Consider the following 23,363-nt stretch of genomic DNA (forward strand, 5'->3'; position numbering starts at 1 on the left):
ACGAATCGCATGTGAGGGAGGGCGCCGAATGTCGCAACCGCTACCCGGTCCCGGGTCGCCGAACCAGCCGGGAGGGCCCGCCGGTCGCGGGCTGCCGACGCCGCCGAAGGGCTGGCCGATCGGTTCCTACAGCACCTACGCGGAGGCGCAGCGGGCCGTCGACTACCTGTCGGACCAGGAGTTCCCGGTCCAGAACGTGACCATCGTGGGCGTCGACCTGATGCAGGTGGAGCGGATCACCGGCCGCCTGACCTGGGGGCGCGTGCTCAGCGCGGGCGCCGCCTCGGGCGCCTGGCTGGGCCTGTTCCTCGGCCTGCTCGTGGGTCTGTTCGTGGGCGGCGGGGAGTCCCTGCCCGCGACGGTGATCGCCGGCGTCATCGGCGGTATCGTCTTCGGCCTGATCAGCGCCGCGGTGCCGTACTGGGCCTCGCGCGGGACCCGCGACTTCTCGTCGACGATGCAGCTGGTCGCGGGCCGGTACGACGTGCTCTGCGACCCGCAGGTCGCCGAGCGCGCCCGCGACATGCTGGCGCGTCTGAACATCCAGTAGCCCCGAGATAGTTGCCGAACCGGAAACGATCCCATATTGTTTCCGGTATGGAAACGAACTCGGAGGACGGTGGCACGCTCGCCGACGTCGAGGCCGCGGGAGCGGCCGGGCGTCGGGCGGCCCTGCCGTGGTGGCTGCTCGCGCTCGAGGTCCTGTTCGTCGCCGGGGTGTGGTCGATGGTCTACGGCGGCCCGCAGACCTGGCGGAACATCCTGCTCGCGTTCGCGGTCTTCGCCGTGCCGGTCATGGTGCTGGTGGTGATCGCGAAGAGGCGGGGGCGCGTGGGTGCGTTCGCGCCGGGCTCGCGCGCGTCGGTCGTGTCCTGGGTGGGCTTCTTCGGCGCCATGTTCGCCGGGATGATCTCCGCGAAGTATCTCGAGGCCGGGCGACCGCTCACGTACGTCGCGGTGTTCGCCGTGGTGGTCGTCATCTACGGCGGCTGCCGCGTGGCGGCGGAGCGGCTCACCGTGCGGCAGTCCGCGTGAGCGGCCCGGACCACGGCCCGCCGGCGTTCGACGACCTCATCCACCCGCGGCAGCGGCTGATGATCTGCGCGGCCCTCGGGCAGGCCGAGGAGCTGCGGTTCGACCTGCTCGCGAAGGCTCTGGGGGTGAGCGCCTCCGTGCTGAGCAAGCACCTGGCGAAGCTGGAGGAGGCGCGGTACGTCGAGCTGCGGCGCGACGCCGCGGACTCGCGTCGTCAGTGGGTCGCGCTCACGCCCGCCGGGACCTCCGCCTTCGCCCGCCACGTCGCGGCACTGCGCGCGCTCACCGACTGAGCCTCGACGCCCTCGCCGCATCGAGTCCGCCGAACCTGTTTACCGGGTCGCGATGTCCTGCTAAATTCGAGAGAAGTGATAGCGATCACAAGGAGGACTCTCATGGCGGACATCCTGGGACGCGTCAGCCGGCGCGAACTCGAACAGGGCTACGTCGACGTGCTGGAGGACCTGTCCGACGGTTCGGTGCACCGGCGCTTCGATCCCTACCTCGACATCGACTGGGACTCGCCCGAGTTGGCGCTGGACCCGCACGATCCGCGGTGGGTGCTGCCGCCCACGCTCGACTCCCTCGGTGCGACGCAGTGGTACCGCGACCTGCCGCTGGAGAAGCGGATCGAAATCGGGAAGTGGCGCATGGCCAACACCATCAAGGTGGGCGCGGCCTTCGAGTCCATCCTGATCCGCGGAATGATGCAGTACATCATGAAGCTCCCGAACAAGTCGCCGGAGTTCCGCTACTGCCTCCACGAGATGACGGAGGAGTGCAACCACATCCAGATGTTCCAGGAGCTGGTGAACCGCGTCGACGTCGACGTCCCGGGCATGCGGAAGTGGTTCCGCCGGGCCTCCCCGATGATCGGCGTGCTGGGCGGCCACGCGCACGTGATCCTGTTTATGGGCATCCTCGGCGGCGAGGAGCCGATCGACCACTATCAGAAGGCGATCATGCGGCACGGCGGCCAGGTGCCGCCGCTGGTGTTGCGCACCATGGAGATCCACGTCGCCGAGGAGGCGCGGCACATCTCCTTCGCGCACGAGTTCCTGCACTCCCACCTGCGCGACATGACGCCGCGGCAGAAGCGGATCTGCGCCGTCGCCTTCCCGCTCGCGATGCGCTGGCTGGTGGGGGAGATCTTCACCCCGCCCAAGGCCTTCTTCGAGCAGTTCGAGGTCCCGCGCGAGGTCAAGCGCGAGGCCTTCTGGCGCGGGCCCACGGCGCGGGCGCTCCTCAACGACTACTTCGCCGAGATGCGCGCGCTCGCCGATGATCTCGGACTCATGACGCCGGTCGGCAAGCTGATGTGGAAGCTGCTGCGGATCGACGGGCACAAGGCCCGCTACCGCGGGGAGCCCACGCGCCCCGCGCAGATCGCGGCCTGAGCGTCCCCCGCCGGGCGCCGTCCACTCGGTTACCGGTCCGGGACGGCGCCGCACCGGCGTAACATCGCGGGTATGGCGACGCGCGAGGCCGAGAGCGGCTACGAGTTGCGCTGGCGCGCCCACAATTCGCAGCGGCGCGATCTGATCCTGCGGGCCGCGGCCGAACTGGTCGAGGAGTCCGAGCCCGGTGCCTCGATCCCCGTGCGGAGCATCGCCGAGCGCGCCGGCCTGGTGAAATCCGTGGTGTACCGGCAGTTCAAGAGCAAGGACGACCTGGCGCGGGGGCTCCGCGGATTCGTGGTCGAACGGTTCGCCGCGGAACTCGAGGCCGATCTCGACGTCTCCACCGGCTCGCTGCGCGAGATCGTGCGCCGCTCCATCGCGAGCGCCGCCTCGTGGATGCAGGACAACCCGCGCCTCGTCGACCTGCTGCGCGCCGGGCCCACCGACGCGGTGGCCGGCTCCGACGGCGTACCCGTGGCCCCCGACGCCATCGGGGAGCTCAAGCACCGCGTGGTCGCCCGCGCGGACCAGACCATCGACGGCCTCGCCGCCCTGACCGGGCTCGACCCCCGCGCCTTCGCCGACGTGCCCTTCATGGTGTTCACGATGGTGGAGGGCACGCTCACCAGCTGGGTGCGCGGCGAGGCCGCGGTCCGGGGACGCTCACGCGCCGACGTGGTCGAATCGCTCACCGACGTCACGTGGTTCGTGCTCGACGGTGCCGCCCGCACTCTGGGGATCCAGGTGGACCCCGACGCCGAGTTCAGCCAGGTGATGAACGACCTGGCGCCCGGTCTGGCACGATAATGCCGAATGTGGTTCACCTCACCGGTCTCGTCGGCTAGCTTTCCAGCGGACGCCACCGGTCGGGGGCGGCGAAGGAGGCGGCGTGACGATACGACGGAGAACGCGGCTCGGCACCCGGCGGCGCACGCGCGCCGCGGCGGCGGGACTCACGGCGACCATGGCCGTGACCCTGCTCGCGGGGTGCGGCACCGAGGACAGCGGCATCACCCTGAACGTCTACGCGCCGGCGGACGGCGCGAAGACGGTCAAGGAGGTCGCGCAGGACTGCTCCACGAGCGACTACAGGGTCGTCGGGCACGCGCTGCCGAAGCAGGCCGACGACCAGCGGCTGCAGATCGCCCGCCGCGCCAACGGCAACGACCGGACGATGGACATCGTGGGCCTGGACGTGAACTGGACCGCCGAGTTCGCCGAGGCGGGCTGGGTCCTGCCCTTCCCGGACGACCTGGCCGCCGCCGCCAAGAAGACGGTGCTCGCGGGCCCGCTCAAGACGGCGATGTGGCAGGACAAGCAGTACGCGGCGCCGGCGTGGACCAACACGCAGCTGCTCTGGTACCGCAAGGACGCGCTGGAGAAGGTCCTGGGCCGCAAGATCGGCAACCAGCCGCCGAAGCTGACCTGGGACCAGGTGGTGCACTACGCGACCACATCCGGCGAACTCGGCGGACCCACGCAGATCGAGGCGCAGGCCGCGCAGTACGAGGGCGTGGTCGTGTGGTTCAACTCGCTGCTCGAGAGCGCCGGCGGACGGATGGTGGCGGAGGACGGCAAGACGGTGACGCTCACCGACACCCCGGAGCACCGCGCCGCCACCGTCAAGGCGCTGTCGATTATGAAGGCGGTCGCCACGGCGCCCGGCCGCGACCCGTCGTTCACCCAGCTCGACGAGGGCAAGTCGCGCCTCGGCATGGAGACCGGCAAGGCGATCTTCCAGGTCAACTGGCCCTTCGTCTACGCGAGCGCGCAGCAGAACGGCGCCGCCGGCCAGGTTCCCTACCTCGCCGAGCTGACCAAGTTCGACGCGCTGTTGAACCCACCGAAGGATGCGGCGGACCCGCCGTCGCCGACGGCGGTGCAGCTCAACGAGATCAACACGCTCACGCGACAGAAGTTCGATTTCGCGCCGTACCCCTCGGTGATCGCGGGCAAGCCCGCCAAGACCACGGTCGGCGGCATCAACTTCGCCGTCGCGAAGACCACCCGGTACGAGAAGCAGGCCTTCGCCGCGCTCGCCTGCCTCACCAACGAGGCCGCCGAGCGGAAGTACGCGATCAAGGGCGGCACCCCGCCCATCCTCGCGAAGCTCTACGACGACGCGGAGTTCCGCAAGGACTACCCGATGGCCTCGCTCATCCGCGACCAGCTGCAGGAGAACACCACCGCCGTGCGGCCGATCACGCCCCAGTACCAGGCGATGTCGACCCTGCTGCAGGCCAAGCTGGCCCCCGTCGGCTCCTGGGACCCGGAGACGCTGGCCGATGAACTGACCGCCGCCGCGCAGAAGGCGATGGACGGAAAGGGGCTCGTGCCGTGACCGCCGTGACCGAGGCACCGTCGAACGATCCGACGGGCCCCGCCCCCGAGAGCGAGGGGCGCCGCGCCGAGCGCAAGCTGGGCCTGCTGCTCATCGCCCCCGCCGCGCTGGTGATGTTCCTGGTCACCGCGTACCCGATCATCTACGCCTTCTGGCTGAGCCTGCACAAGTCGTCGCTGGCCTACCCGGGGCAGGACGAGTTCATCGGCTTCGGCAACTACGTCACCGTGCTGCAGGACGGCTACTGGTGGCAGGCGCTGGGCATGACCTCGCTCATCACCGTGGTCTCGGTGGTCATCGAGTTCGTGCTGGGCCTCGCGATCGCGCTGGTCATGCACCGCACGCTCGTCGGCCGCGGCCTGGTGCGCACCGTGGTGCTGATCCCGTACGGCATCGTCACCGTCGTCGCGGCGTTCTCCTGGTACTACGCCTGGACCCCGGGGACCGGCTACCTCGCCGGCCTGCTGCCCGACGGGAGCGCGCCGCTCACCGAGCAGTGGCCGTCGGTCGCGATCATCATCCTGGCCGAGGTGTGGAAGACGACGCCGTTCATGGCGCTGCTGCTGCTCTCGGGCCTCGCCCTGGTGCCCGACGACCTGCTCAAGGCCGCGGCGCTCGACGGCGCCGGCCCGTGGACCCGCCTGCTCAAGATCACGATCCCGCTGATGAAGCCGGCGATCCTGGTGGCGCTGCTGTTCCGCACGCTGGACGCCTTCCGCATCTTCGACAACATCTACATCCTGACGAAGGGCAGCAACGGCACCGGCTCGGTCTCCATCCTCGGGTACGACAACCTGTTCAAGGCGTTCAACCTGGGTGTGGGATCGGCGATCTCGGTGCTGATCTTCATCTGCGTCGCGATCATCGCGTTCATCTTCGTCAAGGCGTTCGGCACCTCGGTGCCGGGCTCCGATTCGGGCGATCGACGGTAGGGGTAGGACATGGCTCAAGGTTCCGTCGGTAAGAAGCTCGGCTGGAGCGTCATCGATCTGCTGGTGATCCTCTACGCCCTGATCCCCGTGCTGTGGATCATCTCGCTCTCGCTCAAGCCCACCTCGTCCATCGCGGACGGCAGCTTCATCCCGAAGAAGATCACCGGGGAGAACTACACCGCGATCTTCGAGGGCAACGGCTTCATCCGCCCGCTGATCAACTCGATCGGCATCGCGCTGATCTCCACCGTGATCGCCGTCCTGATCGGCATGTTCGCCGCGTACGCGGTGGCGCGGCTGGACTTCCCGGGCAAGAAGCTGTTCGTCGGCGCGGCGCTGCTCATCGCGATGTTCCCGCAGGTCTCGCTCATCACGCCGCTGTTCAACATCGAGCGCAAGGTGGGTCTGTTCGACACCTGGCCCGGCCTGATCCTGCCGTACATCACCTTCGCGCTGCCGCTCACGGTGTACACGCTCTCGGCGTTCTTCCGCGAGATCCCCTGGGAGCTGGAGAAGGCGGCCAAGATGGACGGCGCCACCCCGGCGCAGGCCTTCCGCCGCGTGATCGCACCGCTCGCGGCCCCCGGCGTGGTGACCGCCGCGATCCTGGTCTTCATCTTCTGCTGGAACGACCTGCTCTTCGCGCTCACGCTGACCGCGACGGACGCCTCGACCACGGCGCCCGTGGCCATCACCAACTTCACCGGCAGCTCCGAGTTCGAGGAGCCCACCGGGTCGATCGCGGCCGCCGCCGTGATCGTCACCATCCCCATCATCGTGTTCGTGCTGATCTTCCAGCGACGGATCGTGGCCGGACTGACGTCCGGTGCGGTCAAGGGCTGAAACACTCGAAGGAGCAATTCACATGGCCGACATCGTCCTGGACCACGTGCGCAAGACCTACCCCGACGGTTCCACCGCCGTCAGCGACATCAACCTGGAGATCGCCGACGGCGAGTTCGTGATCCTGGTGGGCCCGTCGGGCTGCGGCAAGTCCACCACGCTGAACATGATCGCGGGCCTGGAGGACATCTCCGACGGCGAGTTGCGGATCGGCGGTGAGCGCGTCAACGAGCGGGCGCCCAAGGACCGCGACATCGCGATGGTCTTCCAGTCCTACGCGCTGTACCCGCACATGACGGTGCGTGAGAACATCGCCTTCCCGCTCAAGCTGGCGAAGCTGCCGAAGGATCAGATCAATGCGGCCGTCGAGGACGCCGCTCGCACGCTGGACCTCACGCAGCACCTCGACCGGCGGCCGTCGCAGCTCTCGGGCGGCCAACGGCAGCGCGTCGCGATGGGCCGCGCGATCGTGCGCAGCCCCAAGGCCTTCCTCATGGACGAGCCGCTGTCCAACCTCGACGCCAAGCTGCGGGTGCAGATGCGCACCGAGGTCAGCCGCCTGCAGAAGCGCCTCGGCACCACCATGGTGTACGTGACCCACGACCAGACCGAGGCCATGACCCTCGGCGACCGCGTGGTGGTGCTCAAGAGCGGCGACGTGCAGCAGATCGGCGCCCCGCAGGAGCTCTACGACCGCCCGAACAACCTGTTCGTCGCCGGCTTCATCGGCTCGCCCGCGATGAACTTCGTGCCCGGCCGCCTCACCTCGGTGGGCATCGACACCGCGCTCGGCGAGATCCTGCTGCTGGACGCGCCGCAGCTGGCCGAGAAGGCCGCGGCGGCGGGCAACCGCAACGGCGACGTGGTCGTCGGCATCCGCCCGGAGCACTTCGAGGACGCCCGCCTGCTGGACCCGAACCAGCGCGTCGGCGGGCTCACCTTCCGTGCCCGCGTCGACGTCCTCGAGTCCATGGGCTCGGACAAGTTCGTGCACTTCGCCGTCGCGGCGGACGACGCCCGCACCGACGTCCTCGGCGACCTCAACGCGGGGCAGCAGCTGCCCCCGCCCGCCGGCGTCGACGAGATCGTCGCGCGCCTGTCCGCCGACTCGACGGCCGCCCGCGGCGCCGAGGTCGACCTGTACTACGACCCGACCAAGATCGCCGTCTTCGACGCCGCGTCCGGGCGGAACCTGGCCCTGTAGGCGGGGGCAAGGGCAGCGCGCCGTGCGGGTGCTCGCCGTCAGCGACGAGGAGGTGCCGGGCCTGGCGCTCGCCTCGTCGACGCTGCGTCCCGACCTCATCCTCGGGGCCGGCGACCTGTCCGGCGGGTACCTGGAGTCGCTCGTCGACCGCTACGGCGTGCCCTGCGTCTTCGTCCCCGGCAACCACGATCCCGACCACAGCGGCTACCGGCGCACCCGTGGCGGGTTCGTGCGCGGGGGACTGCCGTGCGAGCCGCCCGGCCCGCGCGGCGGCGTCAACGCCGACGGTCGCGTCGTCACCGTCGGCGGCCTGACGGTGGCGGGCCTCGGCGGGTCCGTCCGCTACCGCGGCGGGCCGAACCAGTGGACCCAGTCCCAGGCGGCGCGCCGGGCCTGGCGGGTGCGGCTCGCGGCCCGGCGGCGCACCGTCGACGTGGTGCTCGCGCACTCGCCCGCGCGCGGCGTGGGCGACGGCGACGACGGCCCGCACGAGGGCCTCGCCGCCCTCGGGCGGCTGGTCGTGCAGCTCCGGCCGCAGGTCTTCGTGCACGGGCACGTGCACCCCTTCGGGCGGCCGGGCCCGGACCGCGAGATCGACGGCGTACCGGTGCTGAACACCGTCGGCTACACCTACTTCGACATCGACCCCGGGAGCCCGGGGACCTACCGCGTGAGGGAGCGGCGACGTGGCGCGTGACACCGGATTCCCCGACGAGGACGCCCGCAGCGATTTCGAGCGGTCGCGGCGGCGCGCCAACATCGCCCGGCTGGCGGCGTGGGTGCGCGGCCAGCCCGGCGACGTCAACGAGGTGCTGCCCTACGACGAGGTCGTCTCCGCGCTGGGCCTGGTGACCGAGCGGAAGCTGGGCCTGCAGGTGGTGCCCGTCGCGCAGATCGTGGGCAGCGTCGACCGCACCCGCGACTTCGACCGCTACTTCCGGCCGCGCTCGCCCGCCCTGCGCGCCCGCTGGCAAAGGCTGGCCGCGGCCCAGCGGCGGGGCGAGGCGATGCCCCCGGTCGAGCTGAAGAAGGTCGGCGAGATGTACTTCGTCGTCGACGGTCACCATCGCGTGTCGATCGCCTTCGCGCGCGGCTTCACCACCATCGACGCCGACGTCACGGAGGTCGTCACGCGGATCGGCTCCGGCGGCATCGCCGTCCGCTCCGACCTGCTGCTCAAGGACCACCGGCGGCTGTTCCTCGAGCGGGTCCCGCTCGAGGGCGAGGCGCGGGAGCGGATCCGGTTCACCAACGCCTGGGACTACTCGGTGCTCGCGGAATCGGTGGAGGCCTGGGGCTTCCGGCTGATCCAGGAGGCGGGGGAGTACCTGTCGCGCCCCGTCGTCGCCCGCCGGTGGTTCGCCGAGGAGTTCGCGCCGGTCATCGAGCTGGCACGGGCCGCCGGGATCATGGAGTCCTCCACCGATGCGGAGGTCTACCTGTTCGTCGCCTGCGAGCGGTACCGGCTGGTGCGCAAGCACGTCTGGACGCCCGAGATCATCTCCGAGGTGTCGGCGCAGAACCGGCCCTGGCAGCCGGGCCGGTTCTTCTGACGGCCGGTCCGTAGGATCGGTGCTCGTGACTTCCGTCGTCGATGCCGTCCGGGCGCACCTCGCCGAGCACTACGCGGGCCGCGGTTTCGCGCCGCCCGCGTCGGCGTCGGTCACCTTCCTCGGCCTCGAGCCCATGACGGTCCAGCGCCGGGTCGGCGATCCGCTCGTCGCCTTCGCCAGCGTCGGCTGCTCGCGGCACGCGATGACGGATCCGAATGCGATCGTCACCGTCGAGGACGGGCCGCGCGCCGAGGTCGTGCTGGAGCTGCGGCCCGCCGCCGACGGTCCCGGTGCCGCGCTCGACGGGGTGCACCGCTCGCTCGCGATCCTCGCGGCGACGCCCGCGGTCGAGGGGCTGGTGCTCGCGCCCGACGCACTCGTCGATCTGGGGGCACCGCTGTGGGCCGCGGCGCCGTTCACCGCGGTGCTGCTGGGGGAGTCCGCGGTGCCCGACCTGTCGCGCGAGGACGGCGAGCCGGTGCGCTTCCTGCGCGCCGACCCGATCACCGCGAACGAGGCCGCCTGGGTGCGGCTCAAGGGCGCGGCGGCGCTCCGCGAGGCGTGGGCGGAGGCCGGCATCGACCCCGCCGACCCCGGCCGCCCCGCGGCCCGCGCGGTCTAGTTCACGAATTCGACATCCGCGGGCTTACGCGTGCGTGAGAGCACTCGTGTGGCCGCTGGACTCGACATCGTGAGCCGCTACAGCCACTTGATCTTCCGGAAGACGACGAACAGGCCCAGACAGGCTGCGGCCATGACCGCGAGCACGATGAAGTAGCCGTAGGTCCAGTGCAGCTCGGGCATGTTGTCGAAGTTCATGCCGTAGATCCCGGCGATCATCGTCGGCACCGCGACGAGGCCGATGATCGCCGACATCTTGCGCATGTCCTCGTTCTGCTGCATCCCGATCTTCGCGACGGCCGCGTCGATCAGCGAGCTCAGCACGTCGTTGTAGGTCTCCACGTGGTCGGCGACCATCGCCTGATGATCGAGCACGTCCGAGAAGTAGCGCTGGATCTCGTGCGGGATGATGTCGCCGAAGTCGCAGGTCAGGCGCTTGAGCGCATGGGAGAGCGGGTGGATGCCGCGGCGCAGTTCCACGATGTCGCGCTTGAGCTGGTAGATCTCGTCGACCTGGGTACGGGCGCCGGCGCGGAAGACGTCCTCCTCGACCCGGTCGATGTCGTCCTCGAGCAGGTCGGAGACGGCGACGTAGGTGTCCACGACGTGGTCGGCGACGGCGTGCATCACCGCGGACGGTCCGAGCGTGAGCAGCTCCGGGTTGGCCTCGAGGTTCCGGCGGACGCGGCGCAGGCTGCCGTGATCGCCGTGCCGCACCGTGATCACGTGGTCCGGCCCGACGAGAACCATGACCTCGCCCGTCTCGACGATGCGCGCCATCGGATCGGTGCGGTCGTGACCCACGTAGTTGACGGTCTTGAGGATGAGGAAGAGCGTGTCGTCGAACCGGTCCACCTTGGGGCGGGTGTGCGTGACGAGCGTGTCCTCGACGGTCAGCGGGTGCAGCCCGAAGACGCGGGAGACCTCGTCCATCTGGTGCTGATCGGGGTCGAGCAGGCCGACCCACACGTAGCCCTCGCCACGGCGGCGGACCTCCTCGATCGCCTCGACGTAGCCGAAGCGGCCGGGCAGGCGCACCCCGTCGACGTAGACGCCGCAGTCGACGACGGCACGCGCCACGGGCACCGGGACGCGCGGCACGTCCGGCTCGCGGACGTCGCGGCGGCCCGCGCCGGGCCGGGGCATGGACGGCAGGGAGGGCATGGACGAGATAGTAGACCGGGCCAGGCGGCTCGGCCGCGGCGGCGGCGGGTAGAAAGTAGGCGTGAGAACTCGCCCGTCCCGCCTCGCCGCCGCAGCCCTCGCCGCAGTGGCTTTGGCCGGCTGTTCCGATCCCGGGGACCAGGCCGACCTGGGGCCGCGCACCGCGCCCGGCACGGTCACCGTGGGATCGGCGGGGAGTGCCGCCTCGAAGGTCGAGGCCCTGATCTACGCCACCGCGCTGCGCATGGCGGGAACGCCGGTCGAGACGCGGTTGGGGCTCGGGCCGGGGGAGGACGCCGCCGTGGCCGCCGTCGAGCGGGGCGAGCTCACCGTCGCGCCCGCGCTGACCGGCGCGCTGTGGGAGCGCTACCGGCCCGGTGCCGCGCAGCCCACCAAGGCGAAGGAAGAGGAGTCGGAGAACCCGCGCGCGCAGTGGGACGCGCAGTTCGTCGCGCTCAGCGCGGTTCTGCCCGAGGGCCTGGGCCTGGGTGATCCGACGCTCGCCCTGGACCAGCCGATGCTCTTCGCGCCCAAGGAGGCTCCGTCCGCGACCCTACGGGGCTGCGAGGGCCTCTCCGGTGCCGTCGCGGTGCCCGCCGGGTCGCCGGCGGACCTGCGGGGTCGCTACGGCTGCCCGACGGGGCCGGTCGTCGCGGTCGCCGACGAGGCGGCCGCCGCGCGTGCCGTCCGGGAGGGGCGCGCCGCGCTCGCGCAGCTCGGCACGCTCTCGCCCGCCGCGCAGGACCTCGTCCAGGTCGCCGACCCCGACGGGGCGGTGCCCTCGCGGGCCGTCGTGCCGCTGGTGCGGCGCGACGGGCTGACGGTGGCGCAGACCAAGCGGCTGTCCGCGATCGCGGGGGAGCTCACCACCGCCGATCTGGCGGAGCTGGTCGCGCAGGTCGAGTCGGGGGAGCGCACGCCCGAGCAGGCGACCGACGACTGGATCGCCGAGCACCCCCTGAAGTGAGCGCCGCTCGAACGCGGACCGCCCCGCACTCGGCGGGCGAGGGCGGGGCGGCGAGCGCGGGGCGCGCTACTTCAGGCGCTTGTTGAGCTGCTGGTCGACGATGGCGTTGACCCGCTCGTAGGCGGAACCGCCGAGGCGGACCAGGACGTCGATGATCTTCGCGTCGGCGCCGATGAGCACGCGGCCGCGGTTCTTCTTGACGCCGTTCAGGATCGTGCGCGCGGCGTCGTCGGCCTCGGTGCGGGCGAGGTACTTGTCGAAGAGTTCCGCGGTGTGCGCGGGGTCCTTGCCCTCGGCGCCGGTGGCGTTGCGGGCGATGGCCGTCTTGATGCCGCCCGGGTGCACGCAGGTCACGCCGACGTTGTGGTCGCTCGAGAGCATCTCGATGCGCAGCGCCTCGGTGAAGCCGCGGACGCCGAACTTGGCGGCGTTGTAAGCGCTCTGGCCGCCGACGGACAGCAGGCCGAACAGCGAGCTGGTGTTGACGATGTGCGCATCGCCCGAGGCGATCAGCGCGGGCAGGAAAGCCTTGGTGCCGTTCACGACGCCCCAGAAGTCGATGTCCATGACCCGGTCGTAGTCCTTGAAGGACGTGGTCAGGACGGGCTCGTGATGCGCGATGCCGGCGTTGTTGAACAGCAGGTTGACGGTGCCGTAGTGCTCGACGACCTCGTCCGCGTAGGCCAGGAGCTGCTCGCGCTCGCCGACGTTGACGACCTTCGTGTGCACCTCGGCGCCGCGGGCCCGGGCGAGCTCGGCGGTCTGCTCGAGACCGGCGGGGTCGTAATCGCACAGCGAGAGCTTGGCGCCCTCATCGGCGAGCTGCAGCGCCAGCTCACGCCCCATACCGGAGGCGGCTCCGGTGACGACGGCGACCTTGCCGCGGAAACTCTTCATGCTCTGTCATTCCTCACACTGGTCCGTGCCGGGCGGCTGTTTCGGGCTGCTGCTCGACGTACTTACTCGACAGTAGGGTTGGGATACGAGGTCTGTCAACGACCTATTGAGTATGATTCAGTAGGTGACCAGAAAGTCCGTCGCCGCAGCGGTGGGGCGCAAGCGCACCCGGCTGAGCCCCCAAGCCCGGCGCCAACAGTTCATCGACCTGGGCCTGCTCAGTCTCAAGCACCAGGCGCTCGAGCAGGTGTCCATCGAGGACATCGCGAGCCAGGCGGGAGTCTCCGCCGGCCTGCTGTTCCACTACTTCGACTCGAAGCTCGACTTCCAGGTCGCGCTCGTGGAGGAGCAGGCGCGCATCGTGGGGGAGGTCGCCACCCCCGACCGCGACCCCGAGGACATCACCGACGTGATGCCGATCCTCAGTGCCACCCTGGGCACCTACGTCGACCACATCATGGAGAACCGGCAGTCCCTGCTGCCGATGCTCGCCGGGGTCAGCTGGTCGGAGCCGCGGATCCGCACCGCCGTGAAGTCCGTCCGCGAGCAGATCGTCGATCAGTTCGTGAACCAGGCGGAGAACATCGGCATCGACCGCTCGCCGCGGTTCGTGCTCGCCGTCCACGGCTGGATCGCCGTCGTCGAGGAGACCCTCGTGCAGTGGCTCGACGAGAACGCCGGCTTCGCCGCGATGACCCGGGACGAGGTGGTCGAACACCTCGCCACCATGTTCGTGGGGATGGCCGGGGCGGTGGGGCTGGACCTCACCGCCGGCGCCGCCTGACGGTGCCCGGTTGACCGGGCCTGTTCCGCGTGCGCGGGAGGCGGACGAACGCGCCCACCGTCGGAACACAGAAGGGCCGGTCCTCCCAGCGGGAGGACCGGCCCTTCTCACGTGCTAGCCGATCAGAGGAAGGCCTCGTCGATGATCTGGGCCTGCTCCACGGCGTGCACCTTGGAGGAACCCGAGCACGGGGCCGACATGGCGCGGCGGGAGACGCGCTTGATGCCGATCAGGCGGCCGTCGAGCTCCGGCAGCGCCAGGCCGAAGAACGGCCACGCGCCCTGGTTCGCCGGCTCCTCCTGGACCCAGCGCACGTCCGTGGCGTTGGGGTACAGGTCGAGCGTGGCCGGCAGGCGCCGTGAGGGCAGCGGGTACAGCTGCTCCATGCGGACGATCGCGACGTCGTCGCGGCCGTCTTTCTTCCGGCGCGCCTCGAGCTCGTAGTAGAGCTTGCCGGAGACCAGCAGCAGCTTGGTGACCTTGCTGCGGTCGCCGCCCTCCACCTCGAAGGCCGGGTCGTCGATCACCGAGCGGAACTTGCCGCTCGTGAAGTCCTCGACGGGGCTGACGGCGGCCTTGTTGCGCAGCATCGACTTCGGCGTCGCGACCACCATCGGGCGCCGCACACCGTCGAGGGCGTGGCGACGGAGCAGGTGGAAGTACGAGGCCGGCGTCGACGGCATCGCCACCGTCATCGAGCCCTCCGCGCACAGCTGCAGGAAGCGCTCGATGCGGGCCGACGTGTGGTCCGGTCCCTGGCCCTCGTGGCCGTGGGGGAGCAGCAGCGTCACGCCCGAGGTCTGGCCCCACTTGGCCTCGCCCGAGCTGATGAACTCGTCGATGATCGACTGCGCGCCGTTGACGAAGTCGCCGAACTGCGCCTCCCAGCACACCAGCGCCGACTCGTCGGCCACGGAGTAGCCGTACTCGAAGCCCAGGCCCGCGAACTCGGTGAGCGCCGAGTCGTAGACCATGAACTTGCCGGGCGACTCGGTGCCGTCGGGACCGAGGTGATCGAGCGGCGTGTACTCCTGGCCCGACTGCCGGTCGATGAGGACCGCGTGACGCTGGGTGAACGTGCCGCGACGGCTGTCCTGGCCGGCGAGACGGACCGTGCGGCCCTCCTCGAGCAGGGTGCCGAAGGCGAGCAGCTCGCCGAACGCCCAGTCGATGCCGCCGTCGCGCGACATCTCGAAGCGGCGCTTGACCACGGGGGCCACACGCGGGTGCACGGTGAAGCCCTCGGGGACGTTGGCGTAGGCGTCGCCCACGCGCTGGATCTGCTCCAGCGGCACCGCGGTCACCAGCGAGCTGGGCAGCGGCTGGTCGGCGATGATCGACGGCGCGGGCTCGGCCTGGAACTTCTCGAGCTCCTTGACCTCGTTGAACACCCGCTCCAGCTGGCCCTGGTAGTCGCGCAGCGCGTCCTCGGCCTCCTTGGTCGAGATGTCGCCACGACCGATGAGAGCCTCGGTGTAGGACTTACGGACACCGCGCTTGGTGTCGATCACGTCGTACATGCCGGGCTGGGTCATCGACGGGTCGTCGCCCTCGTTGTGGCCGCGGCGGCGGTAGCAGACGAGGTCGATCACGACGTCCTTGTCGAACTTCTCGCGGAAGTCGACGGCGAGCTTGGCGACCCAGACGCAGGCCTCGGGGTCGTCGCCGTTGACGTGGAAGATCGGCGCGCCGATCATCTTCGCCACGTCGGTGCAGTACTGCGAGCTGCGCGAGTTCTCCGGCGAGGTGGTGAAGCCGACCTGGTTGTTCACCACGATGTGGATCGTGCCGCCGTTGGAGAAACCGTCGAGGTTCGCCATGTTCAGCGTCTCCGCGACGACGCCCTGGCCGGCGAAGGCCGCGTCACCGTGGAGCATGAGCGGCATCACCGGGTGGACGCCCTCCGGCGGGTTCTTCATGTCCTGCTTGGCGTGCACGATGCCCTCGAGCACCGGGTCGACGGCCTCGAGGTGCGAGGGGTTCGCGACCAGTGAGACGGTGATCTCGTTCTCGCCGAACATCTGGTAGTACTTGCCCTCGGCGCCGAGGTGGTACTTCACGTCGCCCGAGCCGTGCGCCTGCGCCGGGTTCAGGTTGCCCTCGAACTCGGTGAAGATCTTGCTGTAGGGCTTGCCGACGATGTTCGCCAGCACGTTCAGGCGGCCGCGGTGCGGCATGCCGATGACGACCTCGTCGAGCTGGTGCTCGGCGGCCTGGTCCAGCACGGCGTCCATCATCGGGATGACCGACTCCGCACCCTCCAGCGAGAAGCGCTTCTGGCCCACGTACTTGGTCTGCAGGAAGGTCTCGAAGGCCTCGGCCGCGTTGAGCTTGCTGAGGATGTACTTCTGCTCGGCGACGGTGGGCTTGGTGTCCTTCGCCTCCACGCGCTCCTGCAGCCACTTCTGCTGCTCGGGCTCCAGGATGTGCGTGTACTCGATGCCGACGTGGCGGCAGTACGCGTCGCGCAGCACGGACAGCACCTTGCGGAGCTTGAGCCGCTCGGCGCCGTGGAAGCCGCCCACGTTGAACGTGCGGTCGAGGTCCCACAGGGTGAGCTCGTAGGTGAGCACGTTCAGGTCGGGGTGCGACTCGAGGCTCTCGTTGTTGTAGCGCAGCGGATCGACGTCGGCCATGAGGTGGCCGCGCGCCCGGTACGCCGCGATGAGCTCGAGGACGCGCGCGTCCTTGTCGATGCCGTGGGCGGGGATGTCCTGCCGCCAGCGGATCGGCTCGTAGGGCACGTGCATCGTGCGGAAGATGTCGTCCCAGAAGTCGTCGCTCAGCGTGAGCTCGTGGACGTACCGCAGGAAGTCGCCGGACTCGGCGCCCTGGATGATGCGGTGGTCGTAGGTCGAGGTCAACGTCGTGAGCTTGCCGACCGCGAGCTCGGCGATCTTCTCGTCGCTCGCGCCCTGGAACTCGGCGGGGTACTCCATGGCGCCGACGCCGATGATGGCGCCCTGGCCCACCATGAGGCGGGGCACGGAGTGCACGGTGCCGATGCCGCCGGGGTTGGTCAGCGAGATGGTCACACCGGCGAAGTCCTCGGCGCCCAGCTTGCCCTGGCGGGCGCGGCGCACGATGTCCTCGTAGGCGGCCACGAACTGGCCGAAGTCCATCGTCTCGGCTTCCTTGACGCCCGCGACCACGAGGCTGCGGCTGCCGTTCTTGCCGACCAGGTCGATGGCGATGCCGAGGTTCACGTGCGGCGGGGTCACCGCGTTGGGCTTCCCGTCGACCTCGGCGAAGTGCCGGTTCATGTTCGGGAAGGCCTTGACGCCCTGCACCAGGGCGTAGCCCAGGATGTGGGTGAAGCTGATCTTGCCGCCGCGGGTGCGCGCGAGGTGGTTGTTGATGACCACGCGGTTGTCGAACATCACCTTGACCGGCATCGAGCGCACCGACGTCGCGGTCGGCACCTCGCGGCTGGCGTTCATGTTCTTGACGACGGCGTTCGCGGCACCGCGGAGCACGGTGCGCTCCTCCTCGTCGGGGAACGAGGCGGGGGCCGGGGCCTTGGGGGCCGGGGCGGGCTTCGCGGGCGAGGACGGCGCCGGGGTCACCGGTGCGGACGGCGCGGGGGTCAGCGTCGTGTCGGCCGTCTTCGGGGCCTTCGCCGCCGGCGCCGCTGCGGGGGCGGCGGGCCGTGCCGCGGGCGCCGCTGCTGCGGGGGCGGCGCCGTTACTCGCCGCGGTGCCACCCTCTGCAACCCCCGGGGTGTACTTCGAGAGGAATTCGTGCCAGCTCGGGTCGACCGAATTAGGGTCGGCCTTGAACCGCTCGTACATCTCCTCGACCAGCCACTCGTTTTGGCCGAAATCCGATACAGAACTGCTGCTCACGGCAGGTCCTCGCCTCGATTCATCATCGTCGTATCAAGCGCGCGCCACCCTGGATCGCAGAGGGCGCAGGTCCGCGCGGTCCAGGGTAGTCCACCACGGAAAATGTGTGTCGGTTACTCCCGTTCCACGGCCGCGGTCAGTCGGTGCCGGGGCCGGGGAGTCCCGGTGTGGAGCCGTCGGTCGCCGACCCCTCGACGACCCGCAGGTGAGCGGCGGGCCACGTGGTGGGAACCGGGCCGAACGCGTCGCGCGTGTTGTTCACGACGTTCTTGCCCAGCGCCCGGTTGCCGCCGGCGCCGACCACGGCACCGATGCCGGCGGGCAGGAGCTTGCCCATGAGCAGCGGCGCCTTCTTGATGAAGAACCGCCGGGAGAACATCTTCATGAGCTGCTTGTTCAGGTTGCCCACGCCGGGGATCTGGCCGGGATTCTTCTTCAGGCTCAGCAGCGAGGCGTTCTTGGCGCCGAACGTGGCACGGAGCGCACCGAGGCCGGCGTCACCGAGCACCGCCGTGAGCACGAGCGCCTTGCGCAGCTCCCGGTCCTCGGGCGAGATCCCGTAGACCTCCGCCACGGCCAGCGCGTACAGCGCGGAGGCCTCCATGAAGACGACGGTCTCCGCGCCGACGGCGCCGATCGCCGCGATGGTCCCGACGCCGGGAACCGCCGCGGTCGCACCCGCCGCGCCGCCGGTGCCGGTCACCGTCAGCAGGTAGCGCTTCTCCAGCCGCTCGATGATCTGCGCGGGCGTCTCGTCGGGGTGGTCCGCACGCAGACCCGCCACGTACTTCGCGACCGCGGGCGCCTGCAGCCGGGCCGCGCGGTCGATGACGGAGCCCAGCGCGCCGCCACCGTCGTGCTGGACGGCGGGAAGGGTGGGCTGGTCGGACTGGATGCGGGCGGGCTTGTTCGCCATGGTGACCTCCGTGGGACGCGATCCAATGGAACCTTTCACCCCATCTAACCCCCGGGGACCGACGGAAAGTTCCCGCCCGCACGACGAGGCGGACGCGGGCGGCGTACCGTCGGCCCCTGTGCCGAGCATCGACGAGCAGCCGTACACCCTGGTCATTCCCACGCGCTGGAAGGACAACGACGTGTACGGGCACGTCAACAACGTCGTCTATTACAGCTACTTCGACACGGTGATCAACACCTACCTGATCGGTGAGGGCGGCCTGGACATCCACGAGGGCGCGACGATCGGCCTGTGTGTGGAATCTCACTGCCGGTACGACGCCCCGTTGGCCTTCCCGGAGCACGTCACCGCCGGGCTCGCCGTCACGAAGCTGGGCCGGTCGAGCGTGCGCTACGCGGTCACCCTGTTCGACGGTGCCGGCGCGCTCGCCGCGGAGGGGTGGTTCGTCCACGTCTTCGTCGACCGGGAGAGCCGGCGGCCCGCCGCCGTCCCGGACGGGATCCGCGCCGCGCTCGAGCGGCTCGTCGTCGGTGCCCCGCAGTAGCCTGCGAGCCATGGCCTTCCTCACCCCGCTCGCGCCCGTCACCCTGACGGGGCACCTGGTCACCCTCGTTCCGCTCTCGCACGACCAGTACGAGGGTCTCGTCGAGGCGCTCGAGGACGGGCAGCTGTGGGACCGCTGGTACACCTCGGTGCCGTCGCCGTCGGGCCTGCGCGCCGAGATCGACCGCCGCCTCGAGCTGCAGGAGAAGGGTGAGATGATCCCCTTCACCGCGATCGACGCCGCCGGCCGGGTACTGGGCATGACCACCTACTACGACATCGATCCGGTCGTCCCGCGGATGGAGATCGGCTACACCTGGAACCGGGCCTCGGCGCACGGCACGGGGACCAACGCCGAGTCGAAACTGCTGCTGCTCCAGCACGCCTTCGACGTGCTCGGCTGCGAGTGCATCGGCCTGCGCACGCAGTGGGTGAACACCCAGTCGCGGGAGGCCATCGCCCGGCTCGGGGCCAAGCAGGACGGCGTGCTCCGCAGCTACAAGCGGTACCGCAACGGCGCCCTGCAGGACGCGGTGCTCTTCTCGATCCTCCGGCACGAGTGGCCCACCGTGAACGCGCACCTGCGGCACCGCCTGCGCCACCGGCACGAGGCCTACCGCGCCGTCCCGGAGTAGCCGTGCCCCGTCCGCTCGCCGCGACCCACGGTGTGTGGCGTCCCGGTCTCGGCCTCGCGCTGTGGTTCACCGACGACCTCGGCGAGCCCACCGCCGAGCCCGACGTCGCGAAGCTTCCCGCGCCGATCGCCGAGGTCCTCGGCGATCGTCGTCCCCGACGGTCCGTGACACTCGCCGGGCCCCGGGGCCGGATCGTCGCGCCGGCCCTCACCCTGGGGCCCGCCCGCGCCGGCGCGCTCCTCGACGCGCTCTCCCCGTCCGACGGTGCCGGCGACCTGCGATACCTGCGCTGGGTCGCGAAATCGGTGGAGCGGTTCGTGGCCGCCGGGGCGGTGACCCCCGCGCTGCGGAACGACGACGGCGAGTGGATCGTCCGGTGGGCGCCCGTCGAGTCCGTGCAGTGGCGCACCTGGGTGCAGACCGCCGCCGCCGCGATGCCACCGGTGCTCCGGCGCACCGGCGACCTCGCGGCGGTCCTCGACATGACGGCCGAGCTCGCCGACCGCTCCGCGCGGCAGCGGCTCGGCGACGGCCCGTGGTCCTGGGTCGCGGCGCCCGCGCTGCGCGCCCTGGTCGACGGTGAGCCCCTCCCGGCCAGGGCGGTCGCCGACGCGGGCGCCGCTGCGGCGTGGACCGAGTGGGCCGGCAGCGTCCGTTCCGCCGAGACCCTGCTGGTACTGCGCCTGGTCGAGCCCGACGGCCGCAGCCCGGGAGAGAACCCCCTCGCGCCGAGGAGCACGCCCGGCGCGACGCCGTGGCGCCTCGAGGTCTGCCGGCGCGTCCCCGGCGCCGCGCCGGTGCGCGCCGAACCGGCGCGGATGAGCCCCGTCGACTTGGACGACCTGGCGGGCGAGCTGGCGCGGGCGCTCGCGGTCTATCCGCCGCTCAAGCGGGTCGCGCAGGACGAGTCCTCGCTGGACTTCCTGCTCACCACGGAGGAGGCGGAGGCGCTCTTCCTCGAGGGCGCGCCCGGGCTCACGAAGGCCGGCTACGAGGTGCTGCTACCGGCGTCGATCGCGACGGTGCGCCCCGCGCTCCGGCTCGTCGGACGCGAGCAGCCCGGCCGGACGGCGCTGACGGTGCAGGCCGGTCTCGCCGAGATCAAGGACTTCGCGTGGCAGCTCGCCGTCGGCGACACGGTCCTCACCGCGAGCGAGCTGGCGACCCTGGCGAACTCCGCCTCGGGTCTGGTGGAGGTGCGCGGCAAGTGGGTCCGGGCGGATCGCCGGACGCTCGCGCACGCGGCGCGGTTCGTCGCCGAGCAGCGCTCCGCGGCGGAATCGGGCACCGATGTGAGCGACCTGCTGGGGATGATCGCCGATCCGGCGGCGTTGCCCGCCCCGCTGGCCGCGGTCGACGGCCTCGGCTGGCTCGACTCGGTCTACCGGGGCGGCACCATCGCGCCCGCCGACGTGCCGGCGCCGTCGACGCTCGATGCCCGGTTGCGCGACTATCAGCTGCGCGGGCTCGAGTGGCTGGTCACCTTGTGGCGCAGCGGTATCGGGGCGGTACTCGCCGACGACATGGGCCTCGGCAAGACGATCCAGGTGCTCGCACTGCTGTGTCACGAGCGCGAGCAGGCGAACGAGCCCGTCCGGCCCACGCTGCTGGTGTGCCCGATGTCCGTGGTCGGCAACTGGGTCGCGGAGGCCCAGCGCTTCGCCCCGGGCCTGCGGCTGCACGTGCACCACGGCGTCGACCGGCCCACGGGCGAGGAGTTCGGGAAGGCGGCCACCGCGTCCGACGTGGTGATCACGACCTTCGCGCTGGCGGCGCGGGACCGCGAGCTGCTGTCCGGGCACCATTGGGGACGCCTCGTGGTCGACGAGGCGCAGCACGTCAAGAACGTCAACACCGCCGCGGCGAAGGCGCTGCGGTCGATCCCCGCCGCCCACCGCGTGGCCCTCACCGGTACCCCGGTGGAGAACCGGCTCGAGGACCTGCGCGCCGTGATCGACCTGGTCAACCCGGGGCTGCTCGGCTCGGCCCGCACGTTCCGCAACCGGTTCGCGCTGCCCATCGAGCGCGAGCAGGACCAGGCGGCGGTGCGCCGGCTGAACACGCTGACCTCGCCGTTCCTCCTGCGCCGGGAGAAGACCGACCCGGCGGTCGCCCCGGAGCTGCCGGAGAAGGCCGAGTTCACGGTGCGCGCCTCGCTCACGCCGGAGCAGGCGGGGCTCTATCAGGCCGTGCTCAACGAACTGGTCCGGGAACTGCGCGAATCACAGGGCATGGGCCGGCGGGGCCTGGTGCTGGCGTCGCTGACCCGGCTCAAGCAGATCTGCAACCACCCCGCGCACTACCTCGGCGACGGCTCGCCGTTGCTGCGCCGCGGGCAGCACCGTTCGGGCAAGCTCGAGCTGTTGGCGGACGTGCTGGAGACGGTCGCCGCAGACGGCGAGCGCGCGCTCGTCTTCACCCAGTACGCGGAGTTCGCGCGCATGCTGCAGCCCTGGCTCAGCGGCCTGCTCGGCGCGGAGGTGCCCGTGCTGGACGGTGCCGTGCCGCGCACCGAGCGCGACGCGATGGTCGCGCGGTTCCAGTCCGGCGACGGCCCGCCCGCCCTGGTGGCGACGGTGCAGTCCGGCGGGACCGGGCTCAACCTCACGGCCGCGAATCACGTGATCCACGTGGACCGGTGGTGGAACCCGGCGGTCGAGAACCAGGCGACGGACCGTGCTTTCCGCATCGGGCAGACGCGGGCGGTGCAGGTCCGCAAGTTCGTGTGCGCGGGCACGCTCGAGGAGCGCATCGACGGGGTGATCGCCGCCAAGAAGGAGCTTTCTTCAATGACCGTGCAGACGGGCGAGGCCTGGCTGACCGAGCTCAACAACGACGAACTGTACGAGTTGGTGGCCCTGCGCGACGAGGCGGTGCTCTAGGTGGCGCGGAAGGCGCGCGACACCGCGCGGACGATGGGCGTTACCTGGTTCGGCCGCCGGCTCATCCAGCAACGCGAGGAGGTCACCGAGCGGCGCAAGATCCAGTACGCGCGGCGGCTCTACCAGGAGCACCAGGTGTACTCGCTCGCCGTGGTGCCGGCGTCGGTGACGGCCACCGTGCAGGGCAGCCAGCTCGATCCCTTCGCGGTCGCTCTGTCCCGGGTGCCGGGCGATGCGGCCGCGGTGGTCTCACTGCTGGTGGCGCAGGGCGCCGCGGCGGAGCTGCTGGGGGTGACCCGTGGCGAGCTGGGGCGCACTCTGGGCGAACTCGTGCTGCCCGAGACCGCCTCGGACGTGATCGTCGACTGCGCGTGCCCCGACGACTCCGGCGCCTGCGTGCACGCGCTGGCCCTGACCTACGAGTTCTGCGCGGCCGCCGACGCGGACCCGTCGCTGGTCCTGGATTTCGCCGGCGTGCCCCTCGCGGGACTGCTGGCCCGGGTCGGTGCGTCCGAACGTGAGGGACCGCCGCCGGCGGGCACGGCATCCGGGGCCGACGGTGCGCGCGAGGCATGGGAGGCCGACGAGTGGGACGCGGGCGCGGCGGCCTTCTACGGAGAGGGTTACGACCTACCGCCGCTGCCGGAGCCGACCCCGATCGACGCCATGACGCTGCTCGACCCGGCGCTCCTGCGCATGGCCCTGCGCCGCTCCGGCACGAGGCCCGCCGACGTCGCCGAGGCGACCGACGAGCTCGCGGAGCTCTACGACCGCCTCCGCGACCCGCGGTGACGTGCG

22 protein-coding genes are annotated in these 23,363 nt (G+C 70.9%); 18 read left to right on the plus strand and 4 right to left on the minus strand.

Features of this window, described 5'->3' with window-relative positions; all coding sequences use genetic code 11:
* Positions 1-28: 28 nt before the first annotated feature.
* The 12 genes from FK530_RS10380 to FK530_RS10435 all read left to right on the plus strand — a co-directional run bounded on the left by FK530_RS10380 (position 29) and on the right by FK530_RS10435 (position 9,930).
* Positions 29-550 (plus strand): YflT domain-containing protein, encoded by a 522-nt coding sequence (locus FK530_RS10380; RefSeq protein WP_146486928.1) that lies wholly within the window; start codon positions 29-31, stop codon positions 548-550.
* A gap of 47 nt (positions 551-597) precedes the next feature.
* On the plus strand, positions 598-1,035 hold the full coding sequence (locus FK530_RS10385) for a hypothetical protein (protein WP_146486929.1): 438 nt from the start codon (positions 598-600) through the stop codon (positions 1,033-1,035).
* The gene (locus tag FK530_RS10390; RefSeq protein WP_205124194.1) at positions 1,032-1,328 is read left to right on the plus strand and encodes a transcriptional regulator; all 297 of its coding nucleotides are present in this window, start codon (positions 1,032-1,034) and stop codon (positions 1,326-1,328) included. The genes FK530_RS10385 and FK530_RS10390 overlap by 4 nt, the downstream gene beginning before the upstream one ends.
* A 102-nt stretch (positions 1,329-1,430) precedes the next feature.
* Positions 1,431-2,432: an AurF N-oxygenase family protein gene (locus FK530_RS10395; RefSeq protein WP_146486930.1), complete on the plus strand. Its 1,002-nt coding sequence runs from the start codon at positions 1,431-1,433 to the stop codon at positions 2,430-2,432.
* Between the two features lie 72 nt (positions 2,433-2,504).
* Positions 2,505-3,242, plus strand: a complete 738-nt coding sequence (locus FK530_RS10400; protein ID WP_146486931.1) for a TetR/AcrR family transcriptional regulator — start codon at positions 2,505-2,507, stop codon at positions 3,240-3,242.
* A gap of 82 nt (positions 3,243-3,324) precedes the next feature.
* Positions 3,325-4,776, plus strand: coding sequence for an extracellular solute-binding protein (locus FK530_RS10405; protein WP_231706578.1), 1,452 nt, complete (start codon positions 3,325-3,327; stop codon positions 4,774-4,776).
* Positions 4,773-5,708, plus strand: a complete 936-nt coding sequence (locus FK530_RS10410; protein ID WP_146486932.1) for a carbohydrate ABC transporter permease — start codon at positions 4,773-4,775, stop codon at positions 5,706-5,708. Before FK530_RS10405 ends, FK530_RS10410 begins: the two co-directional genes overlap by 4 nt.
* A 9-nt stretch (positions 5,709-5,717) precedes the next feature.
* Positions 5,718-6,551: a carbohydrate ABC transporter permease gene (locus FK530_RS10415; protein ID WP_146435700.1), complete on the plus strand. Its 834-nt coding sequence runs from the start codon at positions 5,718-5,720 to the stop codon at positions 6,549-6,551.
* 22 nt (positions 6,552-6,573) lie between these two features.
* Positions 6,574-7,755, plus strand: coding sequence for an ABC transporter ATP-binding protein (locus tag FK530_RS10420; RefSeq protein WP_146486933.1), 1,182 nt, complete (start codon positions 6,574-6,576; stop codon positions 7,753-7,755).
* A 22-nt stretch (positions 7,756-7,777) separates the two neighbouring features.
* Positions 7,778-8,452, plus strand: a complete 675-nt coding sequence (locus tag FK530_RS10425) for a metallophosphoesterase family protein (protein WP_146486934.1) — start codon at positions 7,778-7,780, stop codon at positions 8,450-8,452.
* Entirely contained in the window at positions 8,442-9,308 is an 867-nt protein-coding gene (locus FK530_RS10430) for a chromosome partitioning protein ParB (protein ID WP_146486935.1), read from the plus strand. Before FK530_RS10425 ends, FK530_RS10430 begins: the two co-directional genes overlap by 11 nt.
* 25 nt (positions 9,309-9,333) lie before the next feature.
* Positions 9,334-9,930, plus strand: coding sequence for a suppressor of fused domain protein (locus FK530_RS10435; protein WP_146486936.1), 597 nt, complete (start codon positions 9,334-9,336; stop codon positions 9,928-9,930).
* Positions 9,931-10,007: 77 nt separating this feature from the next.
* On the opposite strand, the gene corA is transcribed toward FK530_RS10435, so the two are convergent.
* Positions 10,008-11,093, minus strand: coding sequence for a magnesium/cobalt transporter CorA (gene corA, locus FK530_RS10440; RefSeq protein WP_146486937.1), 1,086 nt, complete (start codon positions 11,091-11,093; stop codon positions 10,008-10,010).
* Positions 11,094-11,154: 61 nt separating this feature from the next.
* Here corA and FK530_RS10445 point away from each other — a divergent pair, with 61 nt between their 5' ends.
* Positions 11,155-12,060 (plus strand): glycine betaine ABC transporter substrate-binding protein, encoded by a 906-nt coding sequence (locus FK530_RS10445; protein WP_146486938.1) that lies wholly within the window; start codon positions 11,155-11,157, stop codon positions 12,058-12,060.
* Between the two features lie 66 nt (positions 12,061-12,126).
* Here FK530_RS10445 and FK530_RS10450 read toward each other — a convergent pair whose 3' ends face one another.
* Positions 12,127-12,957, minus strand: a complete 831-nt coding sequence (locus FK530_RS10450; RefSeq protein WP_146486939.1) for an SDR family NAD(P)-dependent oxidoreductase — start codon at positions 12,955-12,957, stop codon at positions 12,127-12,129.
* Between the two features lie 124 nt (positions 12,958-13,081).
* Between FK530_RS10450 and FK530_RS10455 the strand changes: the two genes are divergently transcribed.
* Positions 13,082-13,741 carry a TetR/AcrR family transcriptional regulator gene (locus FK530_RS10455; protein ID WP_146486940.1) on the plus strand — a complete coding sequence of 220 codons (660 nt, stop codon included), beginning with the start codon at positions 13,082-13,084 and terminating at the stop codon, positions 13,739-13,741.
* A 122-nt stretch (positions 13,742-13,863) separates the two neighbouring features.
* Here FK530_RS10455 and FK530_RS10460 read toward each other — a convergent pair whose 3' ends face one another.
* Positions 13,864-17,586, minus strand: a complete 3,723-nt coding sequence (locus FK530_RS10460; protein ID WP_146486941.1) for a multifunctional oxoglutarate decarboxylase/oxoglutarate dehydrogenase thiamine pyrophosphate-binding subunit/dihydrolipoyllysine-residue succinyltransferase subunit — start codon at positions 17,584-17,586, stop codon at positions 13,864-13,866.
* A gap of 136 nt (positions 17,587-17,722) precedes the next feature.
* A complete protein-coding gene (locus tag FK530_RS10465; protein ID WP_146486942.1) occupies positions 17,723-18,502 on the minus strand; it encodes a hypothetical protein in 780 nt (259 codons plus the stop codon).
* Between the two features lie 118 nt (positions 18,503-18,620).
* On the opposite strand from FK530_RS10465, the gene FK530_RS10470 reads away from it, so the two are divergent.
* From FK530_RS10470 to FK530_RS10485, 4 genes are read left to right on the plus strand one after another with little or no spacing between them, the layout of a single operon-like run.
* Positions 18,621-19,049, plus strand: coding sequence for an acyl-CoA thioesterase (locus tag FK530_RS10470; protein WP_231706579.1), 429 nt, complete (start codon positions 18,621-18,623; stop codon positions 19,047-19,049).
* A 10-nt stretch (positions 19,050-19,059) separates the two neighbouring features.
* On the plus strand, positions 19,060-19,683 hold the full coding sequence (locus FK530_RS10475; protein ID WP_146486944.1) for a GNAT family N-acetyltransferase: 624 nt from the start codon (positions 19,060-19,062) through the stop codon (positions 19,681-19,683).
* A 2-nt stretch (positions 19,684-19,685) separates the two neighbouring features.
* Positions 19,686-22,565: a DEAD/DEAH box helicase gene (locus FK530_RS10480; RefSeq protein WP_146486945.1), complete on the plus strand. Its 2,880-nt coding sequence runs from the start codon at positions 19,686-19,688 to the stop codon at positions 22,563-22,565.
* On the plus strand, positions 22,566-23,357 hold the full coding sequence (locus FK530_RS10485) for a hypothetical protein (RefSeq protein WP_146486946.1): 792 nt from the start codon (positions 22,566-22,568) through the stop codon (positions 23,355-23,357). It begins immediately after the preceding gene.
* The last annotated feature ends 6 nt before the right edge of the window (positions 23,358-23,363 follow it).

This window comes from Tsukamurella conjunctivitidis (assembly GCF_007858475.1).
In the GTDB taxonomy this organism is placed as follows: Bacteria; Actinomycetota; Actinomycetes; order Mycobacteriales; family Mycobacteriaceae; genus Tsukamurella; species Tsukamurella conjunctivitidis.